We start from the raw sequence: 20,247 nt of genomic DNA, 5'->3' as shown, positions 1-20,247 counted from the left end.
ACGTTTAGCGCTTACCCGTATCCTTGCGGAAGGCGGCAAAGAACTCATCCAGGTTATCGAACTCCCGCTTCCAGCTTAGGCCGGTACCAAACTGCAGGCGGCGGGAGTTGGCAATATCCGGCTGCCGGCGCTGGTAGACGCGCAGCTTAAGTGAGCGGCTGTCATTAAGCACGTACTCCAGTACGATATCGTTACCCACGAAGGTGCCAGTGGTGGTAGCCGCTGAGTTGGTCACCCGGTTGTTCAGCACGTTGACGTCGCCGCGTAGGGTAAGCCGGTTATTGAGGTCGCGCCGGAAGGAGAACTCTACGGCCTGTCCGCTGACTACGCCGCTTTCGTCGGCCGTGACGGTCGTGGAGGTGTAGTTGTTGTAGTCGATATCAAAATCGAAACCTGAGATGAATGCATCCTCCCCGAAGGCGTCCTGCACCAGGTCGTTGAGCAACAGGCTCAGGTAGCTACCCAACCACTCACTCACGGTATTTACGGCCACATCCGCTACGTTGAAGCTCAGATCGGATGGCAGGAATTGCCCCACGGCGATCAGTCCGAAGACCTGGCGGTTGAGCTCGCTCTGGTCCAGCAGCAGCTGCCGGCGTTTGTTATTGGCGTAATTCTCGAGGATGCCGTCCAGGGAAGGGAAGGCAATGTCGAAGGATATATTCGGCTGGGTGAGGATACCGGAGAGCTTCAGGGTGAGGTCTACGTCCGTAGCACGGCCGGCCGCCTGTTGGAGATCGCTATTCACGTTGCTGGATGGAATGTATTCCCGGATGAAGGGCAGGATCGGGGTCTTGAGGTTTTGATAGTCCGCCTCGATATTGATCTGTGCCGCGAAGGGATCGCCAGACCAGGTGACCGTGCCCCCCGGCCGCACGGTAAACTCCTTATTCACTACCCGGTAAAGGGTGAAGAGGTAGTCTCCCTCCGTCAGCGCGATCGTACCGTACATCTGTAGGTCGCCGTCGCGGGGGATGCGGATGGTCAAGTTACCATTGCCCTGCCCCCGCAGTACGTCGCCCACGTCTTCGTCGAAGATGATCTCGCCGATGGCCTGGTCGGTGACTTCGATTTCCATCTCCAGGCTCACCCCGATGGGATCCCCTACGGTAGTTTCTTCTTGTTCTTCGCGGTATACTCTGCGGTTGACGAACCGCACATTGTCGATCGCCCCGGCCCCGCTACCGGCCGCTACGGGAATGGACAGTCGGGAATCGTTGCCCACCGCCGCGCGGACGTAGATGTTCGTCTGCCGAAAGTCACCGGTAAAGCTAACCGAGCCCCGCCCGATGGCCCGACCGTAGAAGGTGGGGTTCTGTCCCGGCGCCAGGTCGAGCGCCAGGAAGCGGTCGGTCTGCAGTCGCGCGTTGATCCCCAAGTTCTTGAGCCGCTCATGGGTGATGCCTCCGGTGAGGCGGGCTACGTTATTGTAGCGGTCGAGCAACTGCGTGCCCGCCAGATCGAATAGCGTGTTCGTGATCCTTACCCGACTGTCGTTGAAGTGGTAGCGCGTCTGTAGGTAGTCCAGGGTAAAGGCTCCGGCAGTGGCATCCAGGTAGCCCTTTACATCGGGCTTCCCCGCCGGGCCCGTCACATTGAGCTGTCCGTCGATCTTGCCTACGATATTGGATACCGAGCCGCCCACCCAGTAGCTGGCGATCTCTAGCGGATAGCCCGTCAGGTCTACGGTCATGTCCAGGTAGCCCTGCTCCTGATCTACCCGGGGGGTCTCGCTTAGCGCGCCGAGGTTATAGGTCGCCTCAGCGATAAGCTGGGAGGTATCGCGGTCGAGGTTCATGTAGGCGGTCAGGCGCCCCTTCGCGTCGGGTGCGCGCAGGTCCATGCGCATATCGCCGTAGCTATCCCCATTGATGAGAAAGCTGTCGCTGCGCACCTCCGCACTCAGTCCCCGTAGCTTGAATACGTCGTCTACCCCCAGGTGAATATTGACCCGCCCGCTGAAGTCCAGCTGCTGGTAGGCCCACACCGAATCGATCAGACCGAGGGCCATATTTTCCAGGTCTAGCTCCAGTCCGCTCGTCCCCTGCTTCGCCAGCCGGATACGGCGGTCCCCGCTGCGCAGGCTGAAGTTGCGGGTGTCGATGTACTGCGGGCCGACCACGATCCGGTTGTCCCGCCGAATGGTCCAGGGCTCCTGAAACAGGACGAGGTCCGACTCATCGAAGCGAATCGCATAATTGGCGGTATCCGGCAGGGTGATCTCCCCGTTGAGGTTCAGCTTGTCGAGGAACACTCCGACGTTGCCCCCGTAATTAATACCGAAATTGATCGTATCGCGGTCGATCAGACTGAGCAACGTAAGCTGATCCAGCAGCGGATTTCCGTTCACAAAGGTGGTGTCGATGACCAGGTCCAGCTCCCCCTCCGAGCCCTCCCCCTTGGTGCGTACGATCAGGTCTACCAGACTGATATTATCGAAGGTGAAGCGTGGCGCGATCAGTTCCGCATCCAGCTTATCCTCGAAGCCGTCATAGCTACCCGTGAGGTGTACATCTACCAGAGGGCCGAGCTTCGGGGCAATGAGCCGGTTGAGTCCCTTGGAGTCGAGGATCGTAATATCGAAGCTAAAGCGGTTGGGTTCGGGTACGAACCGGGGGGGCTGGATTTTCAGCCGGCTGGCCCAGCCCGGATAGTACGTGATCAGGTAGTCCGTCAGACTGGTGGCCACTTCATTGATATCGAAGCGTCCGATAATCTCCCCCCGCGCTACATCACTCTCCAGCTTGACTACCTTCTGACCCTCGGCATTAAAGTTGGAGTAAGCCAGTAGTTGTCCGATCTCGATCAGGGCCGTATCGCGGATAATCTGGAAGCTATCCAGTTCCACCCGACCTTCCATGTCGCTGAACACGGTATTCCGCAGGTTGAGGTCCACGCCACCGGAGAGTACGACCGGCCGCTCACTCAGGTTGAGGGCCTGTAGGTCGAGTTTGTTAATGTCCGCCAGGAAGTCGAATACGGGTATGGTGTCGCGGAAGTCCAATTCTCCCAGGAAATTCAGGTCGATATTGTCATCGGCAATTTCGAAGCTCCCATTAAAGAACTGCTGCTCCAGCCGGCCGTTGATGCGGGCATTTTCGTAGCGATACCCCTTGAAATCCAGGGTTTCTACCGTCGCGTTGAGGTTTGCACTGGCTGATTCGGGGTACAGGCTGACCCCATCATCGATGGCTGCACTGAAGTTTACGCTTCCCAGTTGGGGGTTGTCCGTCCAGCGGCCAAGGGCAAAATTATCCAGCGACAGCCGTCCGCTGTATTCAGCCCGTCGTGCGCCGCCCTCGATATCCATGCGCATATCCAGCACGGCGCGGCCGATGTCGGTCCGCAGATCCCCCTTTGCCGCGAAATCGGTGAAGAAGCCGTCGAACCGTCCACTGAAGTCAAGCCGTCCGAGCTTCGCGAAGTTGGGCGGCAGATTCATCCGGGGGATCAGTCGGCGCAGGGTAGCTACATTAGATTTCAGTACGTCCAGCTTGAGGTTGAGCGCCTCCGAGCCGGGCTGGGCCAGGTTACGGCTGCTGAAGCTCCCCTCGAGGTAGTTGTTGTCGTCCAGCGCCAGGACCACATCGGAGGCGCGCAGGTTATTGACCCGACCACTGAAGTTGCCCCCCAGGCGAATACTCTGGTCCTGGTTGTCCAGGAAGAAGGGATTGAACCGGAGCTTGCGGGCGAAATAGAGCAGGTCACGTACGGCCAACGTACTCGGGGTCAGACCTACCTCCATGCGTACTTCGTTGTTGAAGTCGATCCAGTCTCCCCAGCCCCCCGGGAAGGTGAAGCGCAGTGAGTCCGACAGCTCACTGGCTGGCGTAGTCAGGACCAGGTCGTATAGTTGTAGCTCCGTAGGGGTGACCAGTAGATCCTGTACACTCAGGCGATTGAGGACAAACCCGCTCTGCTCCTCCAGGCTGAGGTGCTTGAGCTTAGCCCGAAACTCGCCGTCCAGGTAATCTACCTCAGTGAGCTCCAGGTCCAGATCGTGGGTATTCAGGCGGGCGAAATCGACGGAAGTGAGGTCGGCAATTTCGATGGGATCCTTGCGAAAGTTGTCCAGGATGAAGGAGCCGTCGATGATCTCGATACTCTCGGCCAGGATGTGTAGACTCACCTGGTTGCTATCGGTAGCGACGGCTTCGATGCTGCGTAGCGCCTCGTCCAGGGCCGGTACGTTCGTCAGGGGGGTTGGGTCGAAGGTGGTCTGCTGCACTACGGGCCGACGGATCTCCGCGCTATTTACCGCGATCACTTTGTTGGGCAGGTCCAGTTGATCCATGCGTACGACGGCCGACTCCAGGCTCACCTCGATGCGCTGCCCGCGTACGCTATCGTTCTGTAGAAAGCGGATGTTCTCTAGATCCAAGCGATCAAGCGCCAGGTTGATTGGTTTTCCGGGCTGGTCGCGGGGCGGGAAGAGCTTCTGTAGGGCGGTTTCCAGATTAGTCTCTGCGTCTCCCAGGTCACGGCGGATGGTGAAGGAGGTATTGGCGATGGTGAGTGCTTCGATCTCCACGGCGTTGTCGAGCAGGGACAGCAGATTGAGGTCAGCCTCGAGGCGCTGTCCGTACAGCAGGGTATCGCCATACTTATCCTCTACGAAGAGTCCTTCGATGGTAAGCTCGTCAAACCACGAAAGGCGCACGTAATCTACGCGCACCTCGGTTTCTAGGGTATTGGAAATGCTAGCGGTAACCCGGTCGGCCAGCCAGTTTTGGAAGTCGGGAAGCTGCAGAAGTCCCAGCAAGAACATTACTCCGACAATACTCCAGACTACTACCCGGCGCAGCAACTTCCACCAGCGGCCTCCACGGCGCGGCTTGGGGGGAGTGGGAGGTAGCTGTTCGGACATGAAGGGGAGCGGCAGTCGGTCTAGTAAACACTAGCCGTAACATCACGAGCGCCGCTAGTGTTATCGGGAATGGCGCAGCGGAGAGCCGCCCCGGTAGCCAACCGGGCGGGTACCGTACTTACTTACGGGGCCGGCCAGACTGTGACGGGCGCGTACGCACCGGTACGGGGGCTGGCTGAGGAGCTGGAAAAAGACTGTTCAAAAGCTCCTGAAGAAAATCGGATAGTTTAGACATGGCAGGTGGGGATTACGATCGTGTAAGGGTAACGGCTGGAAGGACTAAGAGATGCGAAGCAGGTGAAGTATTAACGCATTGTTAGTAGTTGCGGTATGTTGGATGACAGCCCAGGGGGTTTGGCTGGTGCTACCAGTAGTCCGTATCGCACCCGCGAGCCCGCCCTCAACCATGTACGGGCTGCCACGTTTTGTATCTTCGCGCCGCCCTACCTTTTGATCCTTCTTAGCCCCCCTGCCGCTTGAAACATATCCGTAATTTTTGCGTCATCGCCCACATCGACCACGGGAAAAGTACCCTGTCTGACCGGCTTCTCGACTTTACCCAGTCGGTGAACGAACGGGAGAAGATGGACCAGCAGCTCGACGATATGGACCTGGAGCGCGAGCGTGGCATCACGATCAAGAGCCATGCCATCCAGATGCACTACCTGCATACGGACGGCGAGCAGTATACCTTCAACATGATCGATACGCCCGGCCACGTAGACTTCAGCTACGAGGTGAGCCGCTCGATCGCCGCCTGCGAGGGCGCTCTGCTACTGGTAGACGCTACCCAAGGCATTCAGGCCCAGACGATCTCCAACCTCTTCCTGGCGCTGGAGCACGATCTGGAGATCATCCCCGTGCTCAACAAGGTGGACATGGAAACGGCCCGCATCGAAGAGATGGCCGATCAGATGATCGAGCTAACCGGCTGCGCCCGCGAGGATATTATTGAGGCCAGCGGCAAGACGGGCATCGGTGTACCCGAGATCATGAAGGCCGTAGTAGATCGCGTGCCCCACCCGAAGGGAGACCCCCAGGCGCCGCTGCAGGCCCTGATCTTCGACTCCGTATTCAACCCCTTCCGTGGCGTGATCGCCTACGTGCGCGTGATGAATGGCGAGCTGAAGAAGAACGATACGCTGCGCTTCATCGCTACCGACGCCGTCTACGACGCCAACGAGGTAGGTGCCATGGAGATCACGCAGAAGCCCCAGCAGAAGATCAGCTGCGGTAGTGTGGGCTACATCGTGACCGGATTGAAAACCTCGGCCGAGATCAAGGTAGGTGACACCGTGACGCTGGACAGTCGCCGCGGCGAGATGCTCTCCGGCTTCGAGGAAGTGAAGCCGATGGTATTTGCCGGTATTTTCCCGCTGGACAACGACGACTTCGAGCCCCTGCGCGACAGCCTCGAAAAGCTGCAGCTGAACGACGCCAGTCTCATCTTCGAGCCCGAGACCAGTGCGGCCCTCGGCTACGGTTTCCGCTGTGGCTTTCTCGGGATGCTGCACCTGGAGATCGTGCAGGAGCGGCTGTTCCGGGAGTTCAATATGGACGTGATCACTACGGTGCCCAACGTGACCTACCGCGTCACGGACACCAAGGGAGTGATGACCGAGATCCGCAACCCCGCCGAACTGCCGGAGGCCAACACCCGCGAAAGCGTAGAGGAGCCCATCATTTTCGCTCAGATCATCACGACGACCGACTATATCGGGGCCATCATGACGCTCTGCATCGACAAGCGGGGGGTGCTCACCAAGCAGACCTACCTGAGTCCGCAGCGGGTGGAGCTGCACTTCGAGCTGCCACTTGCTGAGATCGTCTTCGACTTCTACGACCGGCTCAAGTCGATCAGTCGCGGCTACGCCAGCTTTGACTACCAGCCCAAGGACTACAAGGAGACCGACCTGGTGCGGATGGACATCAAGCTCAACGGCGAGAACGTGGATGCGCTGTCTGCCCTCGTACACCGCAGTAAGGCCGTGCAGATCGGCCGGCAGATGTGTAAGAAACTACGTGAGCTACTGCCCCGGCAGCAGTTCATGATCGCCATTCAGGCCGCCATCGGGGGCAAGGTGATCGCCCGCGAAACACTCTCGGCCATGCGCAAGGACGTGACGGCCAAGTGCTACGGCGGTGACATCTCCCGCAAGCGCAAGCTGCTCGAAAAGCAGAAGGCCGGTAAGCGGAAGATGCGGCAGTTCGGTAACGTAGAGGTGCCGCAGAAGGCGTTCTTAGAGGTGCTGAAGCTGGATTAAACCGCCGGCTCGCAGCGCGTACATCATATATTGAGCGGGCTTTTCGTTTTGCACTGACCTAACTACCTCGAATGTCGAGACTGAATCACTTTCTGCTGGGGGATACCGACGGCTGGCTACGCACCGCACTCAAGGTGTTCTGGTTCTTCATCCTGGCCATCCCCGTAGGACTATTCGTCCTATTCACGGCGCTCAACTTTACGGACCTGCCCTCGGTCACCGAGCTGGAGAACCCCAAGAACAACGAGGCCAGTCCGGTACTCGCCAGCGACGGCACCGTCTTGGGCCGCTTCTTCGTGGAGAACCGCGTGATGGTCAACTTCAACGACCTCGGTCCGCACCTGGAGGCTGCCCTGGTCAGCACCGAAGACGAACGCTACTACGACCACAGCGGGATCGACTGGCAGTCGCTGCCCCGGGTAGTGATCAAGACGGCCATACTAGGTAATGCCTCCTCCGGTGGAGGATCCACGATCACGCAGCAGCTGGCGAAGTTGCTGTTCACGGAGCAGGTGAGCGCCAATATCGTCGAGCGGGGCTTCCAGAAGCTAAAGGAATGGATCATCGCCGTACGCCTGGAGCGCAAGTACACCAAGCAGGAGATCATCGCCATGTACCTCAACCGCTACGACTTCATCAACGGAGCGCAGGGCATCCGGGCGGCAGCCGAGAACTACTTCGACGGCAAGCGCCCCGCCGATCTCGACGTGCAGGAGGCCGCAATGCTGATCGGCATGCTGAAGAACGCCTCGCTGTACAATCCACTCCGCTTTCCCGAGCGCACGGAGCGGCGGCGTAATCAAGTGCTGGCCCAGATGCTGCGCAACGAGCGCATCGATCAGGTGGCCTTCGACTCACTGTCCACCCTGCCCCTCGGGGTCACCTTTACGCGTCAGCGCCACGATGACGGACTGGCTCCCTACTTCCGCATGGTACTGGCCGAGGAAGCCAAGAAGATTTTGTCGCAGTCCGCCTACCGCAAGAGTAACGGCGAACCCTACGATATCTACCGCGACGGGCTCAGCTTCCAGACTACCATCAACCCCCAGTTGCAGCGGCACGCCGAAGAGGAGGCCCGTACCCACATGAAGCAGCTGCAGGCTGAGTTCTTCAAGCACTGGAAGAATATGGACCCCTGGACCTACACCAACCCCGGCTCCGAGACCGAGGTGCGGGTAGAGCGGCGGCAGGAGAGCCTGCGCAATGCCATTCGGCATTCGGACCGCTACCAGATGTACCGCCGCCAGATCCTCAGCCCCGTGCTGCGCAAGATCACCGCGCAACGGGACTTCCGCTTTAGCCGCAACGACCGCGAAGTGGAGCGTATGATAGAAGAGGCCAAGAACCCCGGCGTGATCACCGATGCGGTGACCCGCAACCTCATTTCACAGGATTTCGCTGCCGGACACCGGGCGGTGATGAAGCTACCCGAGTTCAAGGAGTTACAGACCGCCTGGACCGAACTGCAGCGCACCGTCGAGGAGGAGTTCGATAAGGAAACCGAGATGCGGGTGTTCACCTACGAAAACGCCCGCAACGAGACCGATACCCTGATGACGCCGCTCGATAGCGTGCGCTACCACAAGATGATCCTCCAAATCGGCACCATGTCCGTGGAGCCCACCACGGGCTTCGTACGTACCTGGGTGGGGGGTAGTGACTTCAAGTGGTTCCAGTACGATCACGTGACTACTCAGCGGCAGGTAGGCTCCACCTTTAAGCCCTTCGTCTACGCCGCTTCCATCGCGCTGCGCGGGATCACTCCGTGCCAGAAAGTGCTGGACCAGCCGGTCACCATCGGCCCCGGTGACGGCAACTTTCACCTCCTCAAACCCTGGACGCCCCGCAACTCCAACGGCGGATACTCGTACGACGATTATACCCTGTACCAGGGCCTCAAGAACTCCGTCAACTCCATTTCGGCCTATCTGATGAAGGAGCTGGCCAGTACCGAGCCGATACGCAATATGGTATCGAATATGGGCATCCCGAAGGCCAGTATCCCCGATGCCCCCTCCATTGCCCTGGGCTCGGTGGATCTCACCGTACAGCAGATGACGGGGGCCTACACCACCTTCGGCAACAACGGAGTGTTCCGGCGCCCCGTTTACCTCACCGAGATCCGTGACCGCAGCGGACAGCTGATCTATGAGTACCTGCCCGAAGAGCGTCCGGCGATCAGCCCGCAGGCCAACTACGTGATGGTCAATATGCTATCCAAGGCTTCCGTAGGTAACCTCGGCGGCGTAAAGGGGCCCGTAGGTGGCAAGACCGGCACGACCAACGACCAGACCGACGGCTGGTACATGGGCCTCACGCCCGAGCTCATCGTAGGCACCTGGGTGGGTGGCGACGACCGCTGGATCCGCTTCCGTAACCTGCGGCTGGGCGCCGGTTCCAATATGGCCAAGCCCTTCTTCCGCCGCTTCGTGCGCGCCGCCCAGGAAGATGAAGCCGTCGCCTGGAACACCGAGCGGGGCTGGACCAAGCCGGCCGGTGACATCGGCATCGAGATGGACTGCAACACCTACGAGAGCCCCTACGAAGACATGGAGATCGGACCCTCCAGTAGCGATCCTTTCGGCAACAGTCCAGACTTTTAGGGCCGCGGCCGCCGGTGCGATGAACATACTGCACATCACCGCCTGGTGGCCGAGCCGCATGCACCCCCACCACGGTAACTTCATCCAGAAGCATGTACGGCTGGTGGCCCGGGACCATGAGGTGGTGGTAGCCACGGTACAGGAGGATCAAAACTTAGCCTACGGAAAGCAGGAGCGTTTTCAATCCTTTGAGGACGGCTACCGGGTCGTCCAGGTGTATTACGGTCGCCCCCCCCACACTAACCAACTTGCCAACCTCTGGTCGCGCGCCCGTGCGTACCGGCAGGCGATGAGTATAGCACGCCGGTACCTGGGGAAGCCGGACCTGATCCACAGTCATATTGTCGTTGACGGGGGTATCCTAGGTGGCCTATTGGCGCTGCGTTGGGGCGTGCCCTTTGTGATCTCCGAGCACGCTACCCGCTATCTGATGCCTACCAAGCTTCCCCTGCTGAAGGCCAGGTTAGCCCGGTGGGTATGCCGTCGTGCACGTTTCGTGCTTCCCGTTTCAGTTGCTCTACGGGAAGGTATGCGTACGTACGGTCTGCGGGCCAACTACCGGGTGATCAGCAATGTCGTCGACACCGAGCTCTTCCGTCCTCTGCCGGCTGCGGTAGCGCGAGAGACATTCACCTTTCTGCACGTCTCTAACTTCCGGGAGGGGCACAAGAACATTAGCGGACTACTTTCGTCGTTTGCCCGGGTTGTCGCTCAGACCGACCGTGCCGTGCACCTGCACCTAGCCGGAGATGGCGACGTAGCGAGTGTGCGGCAGCAGGTGCGTAGCTGCGGGCTACACGATGTGTGTACGGTCAGTGGCCCCCATACGGAGGTCGGCATAGCGCGGCACATGCAGCATGCGCAGGCCTTTGTGCTCTTCAGCAATTACGAAACCCAGGGGGTAGTCTTGATGGAGGCCCTTGCATCTGGCCTACCGTGTATCACCACCAAGGTGGGCGGAGCCGCGGAAATAATCCAGGATGGGGTGAACGGCTATACGGTAGCTGCGGGAGATGTTGAGGGGCTGAGTCAGGCGATGATCGCGCTGCTTCGCCATCCGGAGCGGTTCGTCCCGGCGACCCTGCGCGAACAAGCCGTGACGCAGTATAGTACCGAAGCGGTACGCCGGCAGCTTGCTGCGGTTTACAGCACCACGCAAACAGACCGCTGATGCCTAGTCCACTCATCAGCGTGATCATTCCGACCTACAATCGGCCCGGACTGCTGGAGCGAGCCGTGCGCAGTGTAGTGGAACAGCAGTACACGATGTGGGAGCTCATCGTGGTCGATGACGGATCGCCAAACCCGGTCAGTATTCCCCCATTCGCCGGTATGCCGGCTATCCGGGTGGTCCGACAACAGAACAGTGGACCCGGGGCAGCCAGGAAGCTGGGCGCCGCCCGTGCACAGGGGGAGCTGCTGTGTTTTCTGGATGACGACGATTACTATTTCCCGCAGCACCTGCAGCGGTTGGCTACGGCCTACCAGGGGGCCGACCGCTTGTATGTGAGCGGTATGTGCATCGAATCCAACGACGGTACGGTGCAGCAGTCTTCGGATTACAGTTCCCGACAACCGTTCCTGGCGCAGTACTGGGACCGTCCAGTGAGCCTGCTCCCCTTTGCCATACCGCGGGAGGTGGTGCAGGCCGTCCCCCTGATCACGCGACCTTCCCCGATCGAGGATTTCGAGTGGATCGTGCGTTTGCTCGCCCGCTATCCACTCACAGTAATGGCGGAGCGTACGGTGGTCTACGTACAGCATCAAACCAACCGCACCAATCTGCTGGTGCGCCGTACGGATCTTGCGGCGCGCGAGCGGGCAATTACAGAGCTGTATGCGCTACCTGAGGTAGCGGCACAGATCTCTGCTGTGCAGTACCTTAAGCAGCTTACCCACCAGCGTTTACACTGGACGCGGCAGTGCCTGCGTGCCGGACAATGGAGCGAGGCCGGCTACGGGATGCGTCGGTCACTAAAGCACGTAGGTAGCCACAGCCTGCGGGAGTTGGTCTACACGCTGTTGGTGGCCTGGCGCACGTACTGTAGTCAGAAGCGTCCTACGTAGTTATCCGGACGAATGGCCCGCAGTTCGGCCTTTATGTCCGGGGACACATCCAGTCCTTCGATGAATGCGTGAATGATACCTTCGTCGATGTTGGCCCGCCCGCGGGTAAGGGCTTTGAGGGCTTCGTAGGGTTGTGGGTAGCCTTCGCGACGTAGGATGTTCTGGATCGCCTCGGCGGTTACCATCCAGTTGGCCTCCAGGTCGGCGGCGATCTTATCGGGGTTGAGCAGTAGCTTACTCAGCCCCTTCTCAGTAGCCTGCAGGGCGATCAGTAGGTGGGCTATGGGTACGCCGATATTGCGCAGGACGGTGGAGTCCGTCAGGTCACGCTGTAGCCGGCTGACGGGCAGCTTGTCCGCCAGGTGGGTAAACAGCGCGCGGGCGATGCCCAGGTTACCCTCGGCGTTCTCAAAATCGATGGGATTGACCTTGTGGGGCATGGCTGAGCTGCCGATCTCACCGGCTACGGTACGCTGGCGGAAGTACTCCATGCTGATGTACGTCCAGGCATCACGGCACAGGTCGATGAGGATGGTACAGCAACGGTTGAGGGCATGAAACAGGGCCGCCAGGTTGTCGTAGTGCTCGATCTGGGTAGTGGGGTAGCTGCGGTCGAGTCCTAGACGCTCTACGAACTGATCGGCGAACGCATGCCAGTCGTGCTGCGAGTAGCTGACGTAGTGGGCGTTCATATTGCCGGTAGCGCCACCGAACTTGGCCGAGAAGGGGACCTGGCGCAATTGCCGCAGTTGCTCCCGCAGGCGGGTGGTCCAGACGGCAAACTCCTTACCCAGCAGGGTGGGGGAGGCGGGCTGACCGTGGGTACGCGCCAGCATCGGGATATCGCGCCACTCCTCTACCAGTGCGTCCAGTTGCTGGAGCAGCCGCTCGAAGGTGGGGTAGATCACGTCGTGGAGGCCTTCCTTTAGACTGAGTGGTACGGCCGTATTGTTGATGTCCTGACTGGTGAGTCCGAAGTGGGTGAACTCCAGGATATCCGCTAGTCCACGGGCTTCTAGTTGCTCCTTGACGAAGTACTCTACCGCCTTGACGTCGTGGTTAGTGATTCGCTCGGTCCGCTTGATCGCTTCAGCTTCACTCGGACCGAAGGTGTCGATGATCTGATCGAGCTCCTTCATCTGATCTGCGGTTGCTCCCTGTACCTGAGCGATACCGTGGCGGTGTAACGCCTGGAGGTAGCGGACCTCTACGTGCACCCGGTATTTGATCAGGGCGTATTCGCTGAAGTAGTCGGCCAGCGGGGCGGTCTTGCTGGCGTAGCGGCCATCTACGGGACTGATGGCGTGCAGGGGGGAGGACATAGGCGGAGGTTAGCCCGCCAAGGTACACTAGACGAAGAACTCGTCGTCGAGCGTCTGCTCCTGTCGCTCCGCGCGTTTGAGGTGATAGGGCTTGCTATCCCCCTCGGGAAGGAGCCGCTGATCTACGCGGCTGATGGGTGTCTTACTGCTGGCCAGCAGGCAGCGATCATTGCAGAATACATCGACGGATACGCCCGACCAGCCCATGCTGATCTCTACCCGAAACTTGTCGATACCGTCGCCCTCCGCCGCGTCTACGGTGAAGTAGTGATGGCGGCCCAGGAAGCTAAAGCCGGAACTGGCTAGCTGCCCGTTGAAATAGATGGATTCTACGCCGGTCCAGATACTGTTGTGTACCTCGAGCAGGTCGTCGCCGATGGGGAGGGATAGGAGTCGCATGGGGGAGGGGGTAAGGGGGTGAGTAGTGGAAGGAGTGAGGGGTGAATCTCGGTCGATTTAAGGGGGGTGGAAAGTCCGGTAGACGAACACTAGCAAACATTAGATCAACCGTACCGTACATTGCGTCGCTTAACCAGCCGATGATATGCTCAGCACGCGTTGCCTGCTCCTCTTTTTCTGCACCTGCGCCCCCGCCCTGTCCCTGTTTGCACAGACGGACGATGCGGTAGCTCCGGACTTTCTGCGGAGTATCGGGAAAATGTACGTGGTGGTGGCCGTTATCGTCGTTGTCTTTCTCGGACTGGCCCTCTACCTGTGGCGGCTGGACCGACGCCTAACCGATATTGAAAACCAGATTGACGATCATGCCTGACAAGACTTTTTTAGATAGCGTAGGACAGTACTTCGATAATGCTGCCCCGCACACCGGCCTGCCCGATGGCCTCCTGAAGCAGATAAAGGTCTGCAACTCCGTCTACCAGATTTATTTCCCCGTCAAGATCAACGGGGAGGTGCAAGTGATCGAGGCGTACCGCGCCCAGCACAGCCACCACCGCAGCCCCACCAAGGGCGGTATCCGCTACTCCAACCACGTCAACCAGGAAGAGGTAGTCGCCCTGGCTACCCTGATGTCGTACAAATGTGCGATCGTAGACGTACCCTTCGGCGGTGCCAAGGGCGGCGTGCGCATCAACCCTTGGGAATACAGTGAGGCGGACCTGGAGAAGATCACGCGGCGCTACACCACGGAGCTGATCCGCCGCAAATTCATCGGACCGGCCATCGACGTGCCGGCCCCCGACTACGGCACCGGACCGCGGGAGATGGCCTGGATCTACGATACCTACCGCTCCTTCCACCCCGATGACATCAATGCCGCCGGCTGTGTAACCGGTAAGCCCGTAAGCCAGAATGGGGTACGCGGACGCACCGAAGCGACCGGCCGCGGGGTATTCTACGGTGTCCGGGAGGCCTGCAACCAGCAGGAGCTGATGGACCGCCTGGGGCTGAACCTGGGCATCGAGGGCAAGACGATGGTCGTGCAGGGACTCGGTAACGTAGGCTCGCACACCGCTACGATCAGCCAGGACGAAGGAGGCGTCAAGATCATCGGCGTCTCGGAAGTAGAGGGTGCGATCTATAGCAAGGATGGCTTCGATATTCACGCCGTGATCGCCCACCGGGCTGAGCACGGTAGCATCCTGTCCTTCCCCGGGGTGGAATCCTACGGTAAGGACGACCGCCGCTCCGTCATGGAGTTCGAGTGTGACATCCTGGTGCCGGCTGCGCTGGAGAACCAGATCGACGAGCACAACGCCGGCAACGTACGCGCCAAGATCATCGCCGAAGCGGCCAACGGACCGATCACCGCGGCCGGTTCGACCATTCTGGCCGAGCGTGGTATCGTAGTACTGCCCGATATCTACCTCAACGCGGGTGGCGTGACGGTGAGCTACTTCGAGTGGCTGAAGAACCTTAGCCACATGCGGTTCGGCCGGCTGCAGAAGCGCTTCGACGAGCGTAACTACCGCCGTATTGTGGAGCAGATCGAGGAGACTACGGGCAAGCAGATCAGCGACCGCGACCGCAGCATGATCATCCACGGTGCCGACGAGATCGATCTGGTCCGCTCAGGCCTGGAGGAAACCATGATCACGGGCTTCCAGGGTATGTACGAACTGTACAAGTCCAAGGACGACATCAAGGACCTGCGCACGGCAGCCTTCGCGCTGGCCATCAGTAAGATATCGAACGACTACATCAGTCTCGGAATTTGGCCATAATGCCGTAGGGGGAGAATAAAATTGATTATTTCCAGTAAGTTGGAAAATAATTATCGGTACTGCTATCTTTGCCGATTCAACTCCCCCTACGCTATATGTCCGACAAACTCGACAAGATTGACCTCAGCATCCTGAGAATTCTACAGGATAGCAGCAAGATCACCAATCTCGACCTTTCCAAGCGCATCGGTCTGAGCCCGGCTCCCACGCTCGAGCGCGTCAAGAAGCTGGAGCAGAACGACGTTATTCAGAGCTACCACGCGCAGGTAAGCCCGGAGGCCATCGGCCTGATGGTCAAGACCTTCGTGCTGGTGAGCCTGGACTGGCGGAAGAACCAGGCCCGGGAAAACTTCCTGGAGCAGGTACAGAATATCGAGGAGATCACCGAGTGCTACATCATCACCGGAGAGGCCGACTTTCTGATCAAGATCGTGTGTAAGGATATTCCCACTTACGAGCGCCTGCTGTTCAAGACCCTGCAGCAGATCGACGAGATCGAGCGCCTCAAAACCCTGATGACCCTCAGTACGGTCAAGGACGTGAAGCGACTGCCCTTCGACTACGATGCCGAAAGCTAGTGACTTGCGTATCGGCCTGGTTCAACAAGCTAATACCGCAGACCGGAAGGAGAACCTAGCAAAAAGTACTGCCGGGGTGCGCAGGTGCAAGGAACTGGGCGCCGACCTCGTCGTACTACAGGAACTACACACCGGGCTCTACTTCTGCCAAACGGAGGAAACCCGCGTATTCGATCAGGCGGAAACCATCCCCGGACCGAGTACGGAGTACTTCGGCACCCTAGCTGAAGAGCTCGGCCTGGTCCTGGTGCTGAGTCTGTTCGAGCACCGTGCACCGGGGCTGGCCCACAATACCGCCGTGGTGATCGAACGCGACGGCAGTATCGCGGGGCGGTACCGAAAGATGCATATACCGGACGACCCGGCGTACTACGAAAAGTTCTACTTCACGCCGGGTGATCTAGGCTTTCAACCCATCGAGACCAGCGTAGGCAAACTGGGTGTGCTCGTCTGCTGGGACCAGTGGTATCCCGAAGCGGCCCGCCTGATGGCACTGGCCGGTGCGGAGGTGCTCATCTATCCTACGGCGATCGGCTACGAGCTGGCAGACGACGCACCCGAGCGCGGCCGGCAGCGGGACGCCTGGACTATCTCGCAGCGCGGCCATGCCGTGGCCAACGGGCTGCCCGTAGTGGCGGTGAACCGGACGGGCTTCGAGGCGGACCCGAGTGGGGTGACGGAGGGCATCCAGTTCTGGGGCAGCAGCTTCGTGACCGGTCCCCAGGGAGAGTTCCTGTACCGTGCGCCGGAAGACGAGGAAGACGTGGCCGTAGTGACCGTTGACCGGCAGCGGACGGCCGATGTGCGACGCATTTGGCCCTTCTTTCGCGACCGCCGGATCGATGCATACGGAGATCTGCTGCGTCGGTGGGTGGACTAGAACACTTACAATGACGAAATCAGACAAAGCCACCGCCATCCACCGCACCCTAGAGGAGCTATACCCCGAAGTACCGGTGCCACTGGATCATACTGACCCCTACACCCTACTGGTATCCGTACTACTCTCGGCCCAGTGCACGGATGTACGGGTCAACCAGGTCACTCCGGCGCTGTGGGCTCTGACGGACAGACCGGAGGTGATGAAAACCATCCCCGCGGAGGACATTCGGGAGATCATCAAACCCTGCGGCCTAAGCCCTACGAAGAGCAGGGCGATCAAGGAGCTAAGTAAGATCATCGATGAGGAGCACGGCGGGCGGGTCCCGCAAAGCTTCGCCGAACTCGAGCGCCTGCCCGGGGTGGGGCATAAGACGGCTAGTGTAGTGATGAGTCAGGCCTTCGGCGTGCCGGCCTTTCCGGTCGATACCCATATTCACCGGCTGGCGTATCGCTGGGCGCTGAGCACGGGGAAAAACGTGGTGCAAACGGAGCGGGATCTTAAGCGGCTCTTTCCGCGTGAGCAGTGGAACCGGCTGCACCTACAGATCATCTTCTTCGGGCGGGAGTACTGTCCGGCACGGGGCCACCGGATGCGGGACTGTCCGATCTGTAGCGTGCACGGCCGCAAGTCACTGCTCAAGCGGGAAAAAGGCTAACTTCGCCGCATGGAGGGATCGACCCAACGCAGTGCCTGGAGACGCCGACTACCGCGAATCCTGCTAGGGGTCGTAGCCGTGGTGCTCATCAGCCTGTTGTACCCCAATAACCTGAGCTTTCCCTACCAGTTCGAGCTCAACCAGACGTGGCAGTACGCTGACCTTACGGCGCCCTACGATATTCCCATCCTCAAACGGGAGGAACGGCTGGCGGCCGACCGGCAGTCGGTGATCGACGGCCTCACCCCCGTCTACCGGCGCGATCCGGAGGTGGCCCGGCGGGCCCGGGCGGCTTACATACGCGACTTTAGTCTGGCCCTGGATTCCGCCGAGGCCCGTAGCACGTACGCCGGACTCCGCCAGCAACCCGAAGCGCACCGGCTGTACGGACTAGGTATTCTGGACCGCATCTACCAGCGGGGCATCGTACGACTACGTACCGAAGACGAGGCGCGCTCGGGCATGGCCTCCGTGATTCAGATCGTAGATGGTAGCGAAGTAGTCACCCGTACGATCGGGCAGGTCTTTACCACCCCCGGCCGCGCCCGGCAGTGGCTCACCGACAGCCTGCTCTATACCCGCCTGGCCGCCCCCGACTTCCTGGAACCCCTGCTGGAGGACAAACTGGAGTACAACACCTTTTACAACGACAGCCTGACCAACCGGCTGCGGCAGCAGTCGCTGGAAGCCGTGAGCCCCTTTGACGGACTCATCACCCAGGGCGATGTGCTGGTACGGCAGGGTGAGGTGCTCTCCGAGTCGGTATACCAGAAGCTGATCAGCTACCGGCGGCTCTACAACGACAACCTACAGGGTACGAGTAGTTACTTCTCCGTCATCGCCGGCTACGGTATCCTGGTCGGGCTGGTTATCCTACTGCTATTCCTGTACCTGCGCACCTTTTTCCCCCTGGTGTACGTGCGCAACAAGAACCTGGTGTTCATCCTCATGTGGCCGCTGCTCTACGCCCTCATGGTGCGCTCGATCGAGCTGGCCCCGGGCTGGAGTGCCTACGTAGTGCCCTTCTGTATCGTGCCCATCGTAATGCGCATCTTCTTTACAGAGCGGCTCGCCTTCTTCCTGCACGTAGTGGTCGTGGTGATCGCCAGCTTTCTGACCTCGCTGGGCTATCCGTTCACATTCCTGAATATCATGGCTGGGGTTGTGGTCATCTTTATGGACATCGATACACGGGACTGGTCGCGCTTCTTCAGTAGCCTGCTGCTGCTCTTTGTCTACTACCTGTTTGGCTATATCGGGATTCAGCTGGTGCAGGGGGCGAGCTTCGCCACGCTGAACTACATCGATCTGCTCTGGCTAGCCCTGAATGTCTTCCTGGTCCTGCTGGCCTATCCCCTCATCCCCCTTCTGGAACGACTCTTCGGTCTGATCTCGCCCATCACGTTGGTAGAGCTCAACGACATGAACCGACCGCTATTGGAGCGACTGGCCCGGCAGGCCTCCGGAACCTGGCAGCACAGCCTGAACGTAGCCAACCTGGCCGAACGGGTTGCCAGTGAGATCGGGATCAATTCCTTGCTGGTGCGCACCGCCGCCCTGTACCACGACATCGGTAAGCTCAAGAATCCCGAGTACTTCATCGAAAACCAGAACGGCCCCAACCCCCACGACCGCATCACGGCCCTCGAGAGCGCAAAGATCATCATAGACCACGTAGCCGAGGGGGTACGCCTGGCCAAAAATGCCGGTCTGCCCGAGGTACTCATAGACTTTATCCGCACCCACCATGGTACGACTCGCGCCGAGTACTTCTACCGACAGCACATCAAGGATCATCCCGAGCGGGAGGTGGACGAGCCGCAGTTTCGCTACGATGGTCCCCTGCCGACCAGTCGGGAGCATACCGTTCTGATGCTGGCCGATAGCGTAGAAGCAGCCTCCAAGTCGCTGAAACAGCCAACGGAGGAGGAACTCTACGACCTGATCGACAATATTATCCGCGGCAAGCTCATCAACGGGCAGCTGGTGCAGAGCCGATTGAGCTTCCGTGAGCTGGAGGTGCTCCGGCGCATCTTTCGCTCCGTACTCAAGTCCACCCACCACCTGCGCATCGCCTACCCGGAAGACGCTGCGGCGGCCGAGGAGGAGTGATCATAGCAGGTCCTGAGCGCTGTGAAACCGTACCCCCGGAAGGATGCTCTGTGCCGCCTCGATCATCTTGCGGGCCAGTACCCGGGCGTCAGTGGGGTTGTACTCACCCAGTAATTTGGGAGAGATCTGACGGAACAGCGTGGTGACGCTCGCCGCGATCTTCTCCCCGATACGCAACTCACTGCGCTTGCCGAGCAGCACGCCGGGCCGGAAGATGTGAATAGCCCAGAAATCCAGGCGCGTCACGGCTTCTTCGGTCTCGCCCTTCACCCGGTTGTAGAAAAAGGCACTTTCGCTGTCCGCTGCCGCTGCGCTCACCAGCATACACTGGTTGGCTCCACTGGCCTGTGCGAGCCGGGCGGCCTCGACGATGTAGTCGTAATCGACCCGGCGAAACGCCTCCTTGCTGCCCGCCCGCTTGATGGTCGTACCGAAGGCGATGAACACGTCCTGACAGCGGAATAACTCGCGGTGGCGGGCCAGTTTATTAAAGTCGATCTGTGGGTTGTCCAGCTTTTTACTGCTCCGGTGCAACTTGCGGCGCGTCGGAGCAATGACGCGGCTGTAGGCCTTATGCTCCAGCAGCTGGTTCAGTAGCTCATTACCGACCAGGCCGGTGGCTCCCAGCAGCAGGGCCGTCTTACGGCTGGCCACGATCTCCATTCCTTCACTCATGCTTCCCAAACCCCGGGGAGGCGGTCAGGTTTGGCCCC

At 59.7% G+C, this 20,247-nt stretch carries 14 protein-coding genes; 10 read left to right on the top strand and 4 right to left on the bottom strand.

Going from position 1 to position 20,247, the window contains the following annotated elements; genetic code table 11:
- Positions 1–4: 4 nt before the first annotated feature.
- Positions 5–4,867, bottom strand: coding sequence for a translocation/assembly module TamB domain-containing protein (locus MJQ68_RS15220; protein ID WP_238751991.1), 4,863 nt, complete (start codon positions 4,865–4,867; stop codon positions 5–7).
- 476 nt (positions 4,868–5,343) lie between these two features.
- Between MJQ68_RS15220 and lepA the strand changes: the two genes are divergently transcribed.
- From lepA to MJQ68_RS15200, 4 genes are all read left to right on the top strand, one after another.
- On the top strand, positions 5,344–7,131 hold the full coding sequence (lepA, locus tag MJQ68_RS15215; RefSeq protein WP_238751990.1) for a translation elongation factor 4: 1,788 nt from the start codon (positions 5,344–5,346) through the stop codon (positions 7,129–7,131).
- Between the two features lie 71 nt (positions 7,132–7,202).
- Positions 7,203–9,734 (top strand): transglycosylase domain-containing protein, encoded by a 2,532-nt coding sequence (locus tag MJQ68_RS15210; RefSeq protein ID WP_238751989.1) that lies wholly within the window; start codon positions 7,203–7,205, stop codon positions 9,732–9,734.
- Between the two features lie 19 nt (positions 9,735–9,753).
- Positions 9,754–10,905 (top strand): glycosyltransferase, encoded by a 1,152-nt coding sequence (locus MJQ68_RS15205; RefSeq protein WP_238751988.1) that lies wholly within the window; start codon positions 9,754–9,756, stop codon positions 10,903–10,905.
- Positions 10,905–11,801, top strand: a complete 897-nt coding sequence (locus MJQ68_RS15200; RefSeq protein WP_238751987.1) for a glycosyltransferase family 2 protein — start codon at positions 10,905–10,907, stop codon at positions 11,799–11,801. Before MJQ68_RS15205 ends, MJQ68_RS15200 begins: the two co-directional genes overlap by 1 nt.
- Here the strand turns inward: MJQ68_RS15200 and purB are convergent.
- The gene (gene purB, locus MJQ68_RS15195) at positions 11,783–13,123 is read right to left on the bottom strand and encodes an adenylosuccinate lyase (RefSeq protein ID WP_238751986.1); all 1,341 of its coding nucleotides are present in this window, start codon (positions 13,121–13,123) and stop codon (positions 11,783–11,785) included. The two genes, MJQ68_RS15200 and purB, sit on opposite strands and share 19 nt — an antisense overlap.
- 27 nt (positions 13,124–13,150) lie before the next feature.
- Positions 13,151–13,522, bottom strand: coding sequence for a hypothetical protein (locus tag MJQ68_RS15190; protein WP_238751985.1), 372 nt, complete (start codon positions 13,520–13,522; stop codon positions 13,151–13,153).
- 145 nt (positions 13,523–13,667) lie between these two features.
- Between MJQ68_RS15190 and MJQ68_RS15185 the strand changes: the two genes are divergently transcribed.
- The 6 genes from MJQ68_RS15185 (at position 13,668) to MJQ68_RS15160 (ending at position 19,534) form a co-directional block, all read left to right on the top strand.
- On the top strand, positions 13,668–13,895 hold the full coding sequence (locus tag MJQ68_RS15185; RefSeq protein WP_238751984.1) for a CcmD family protein: 228 nt from the start codon (positions 13,668–13,670) through the stop codon (positions 13,893–13,895).
- Positions 13,888–15,306, top strand: coding sequence for a Glu/Leu/Phe/Val family dehydrogenase (locus MJQ68_RS15180; RefSeq protein WP_238751983.1), 1,419 nt, complete (start codon positions 13,888–13,890; stop codon positions 15,304–15,306). The genes MJQ68_RS15185 and MJQ68_RS15180 overlap by 8 nt, the downstream gene beginning before the upstream one ends.
- A gap of 95 nt (positions 15,307–15,401) precedes the next feature.
- Positions 15,402–15,884, top strand: a complete 483-nt coding sequence (locus MJQ68_RS15175) for an Lrp/AsnC family transcriptional regulator (protein ID WP_238751982.1) — start codon at positions 15,402–15,404, stop codon at positions 15,882–15,884.
- A gap of 4 nt (positions 15,885–15,888) precedes the next feature.
- Positions 15,889–16,764, top strand: coding sequence for a carbon-nitrogen hydrolase (locus MJQ68_RS15170; RefSeq protein ID WP_406613038.1), 876 nt, complete (start codon positions 15,889–15,891; stop codon positions 16,762–16,764).
- Positions 16,765–16,774: 10 nt separating this feature from the next.
- Positions 16,775–17,422 carry an endonuclease III domain-containing protein gene (locus tag MJQ68_RS15165; protein ID WP_238751980.1) on the top strand — a complete coding sequence of 216 codons (648 nt, stop codon included), beginning with the start codon at positions 16,775–16,777 and terminating at the stop codon, positions 17,420–17,422.
- A gap of 9 nt (positions 17,423–17,431) precedes the next feature.
- The gene (locus MJQ68_RS15160) at positions 17,432–19,534 is read left to right on the top strand and encodes an HD family phosphohydrolase (RefSeq protein ID WP_238751979.1); all 2,103 of its coding nucleotides are present in this window, start codon (positions 17,432–17,434) and stop codon (positions 19,532–19,534) included.
- On the opposite strand, the gene MJQ68_RS15155 is transcribed toward MJQ68_RS15160, so the two are convergent.
- Positions 19,535–20,209 (bottom strand): NAD-dependent epimerase/dehydratase family protein, encoded by a 675-nt coding sequence (locus MJQ68_RS15155; protein WP_238751978.1) that lies wholly within the window; start codon positions 20,207–20,209, stop codon positions 19,535–19,537.
- Positions 20,210–20,247 lie beyond the last annotated feature (38 nt).

The organism is Neolewinella maritima, from assembly GCF_923081025.1.
Taxonomy (GTDB): Bacteria; Bacteroidota; Bacteroidia; order Chitinophagales; family Saprospiraceae; genus Neolewinella; species Neolewinella maritima.
This window is presented reverse-complemented; position numbering and strand designations above follow the sequence as displayed.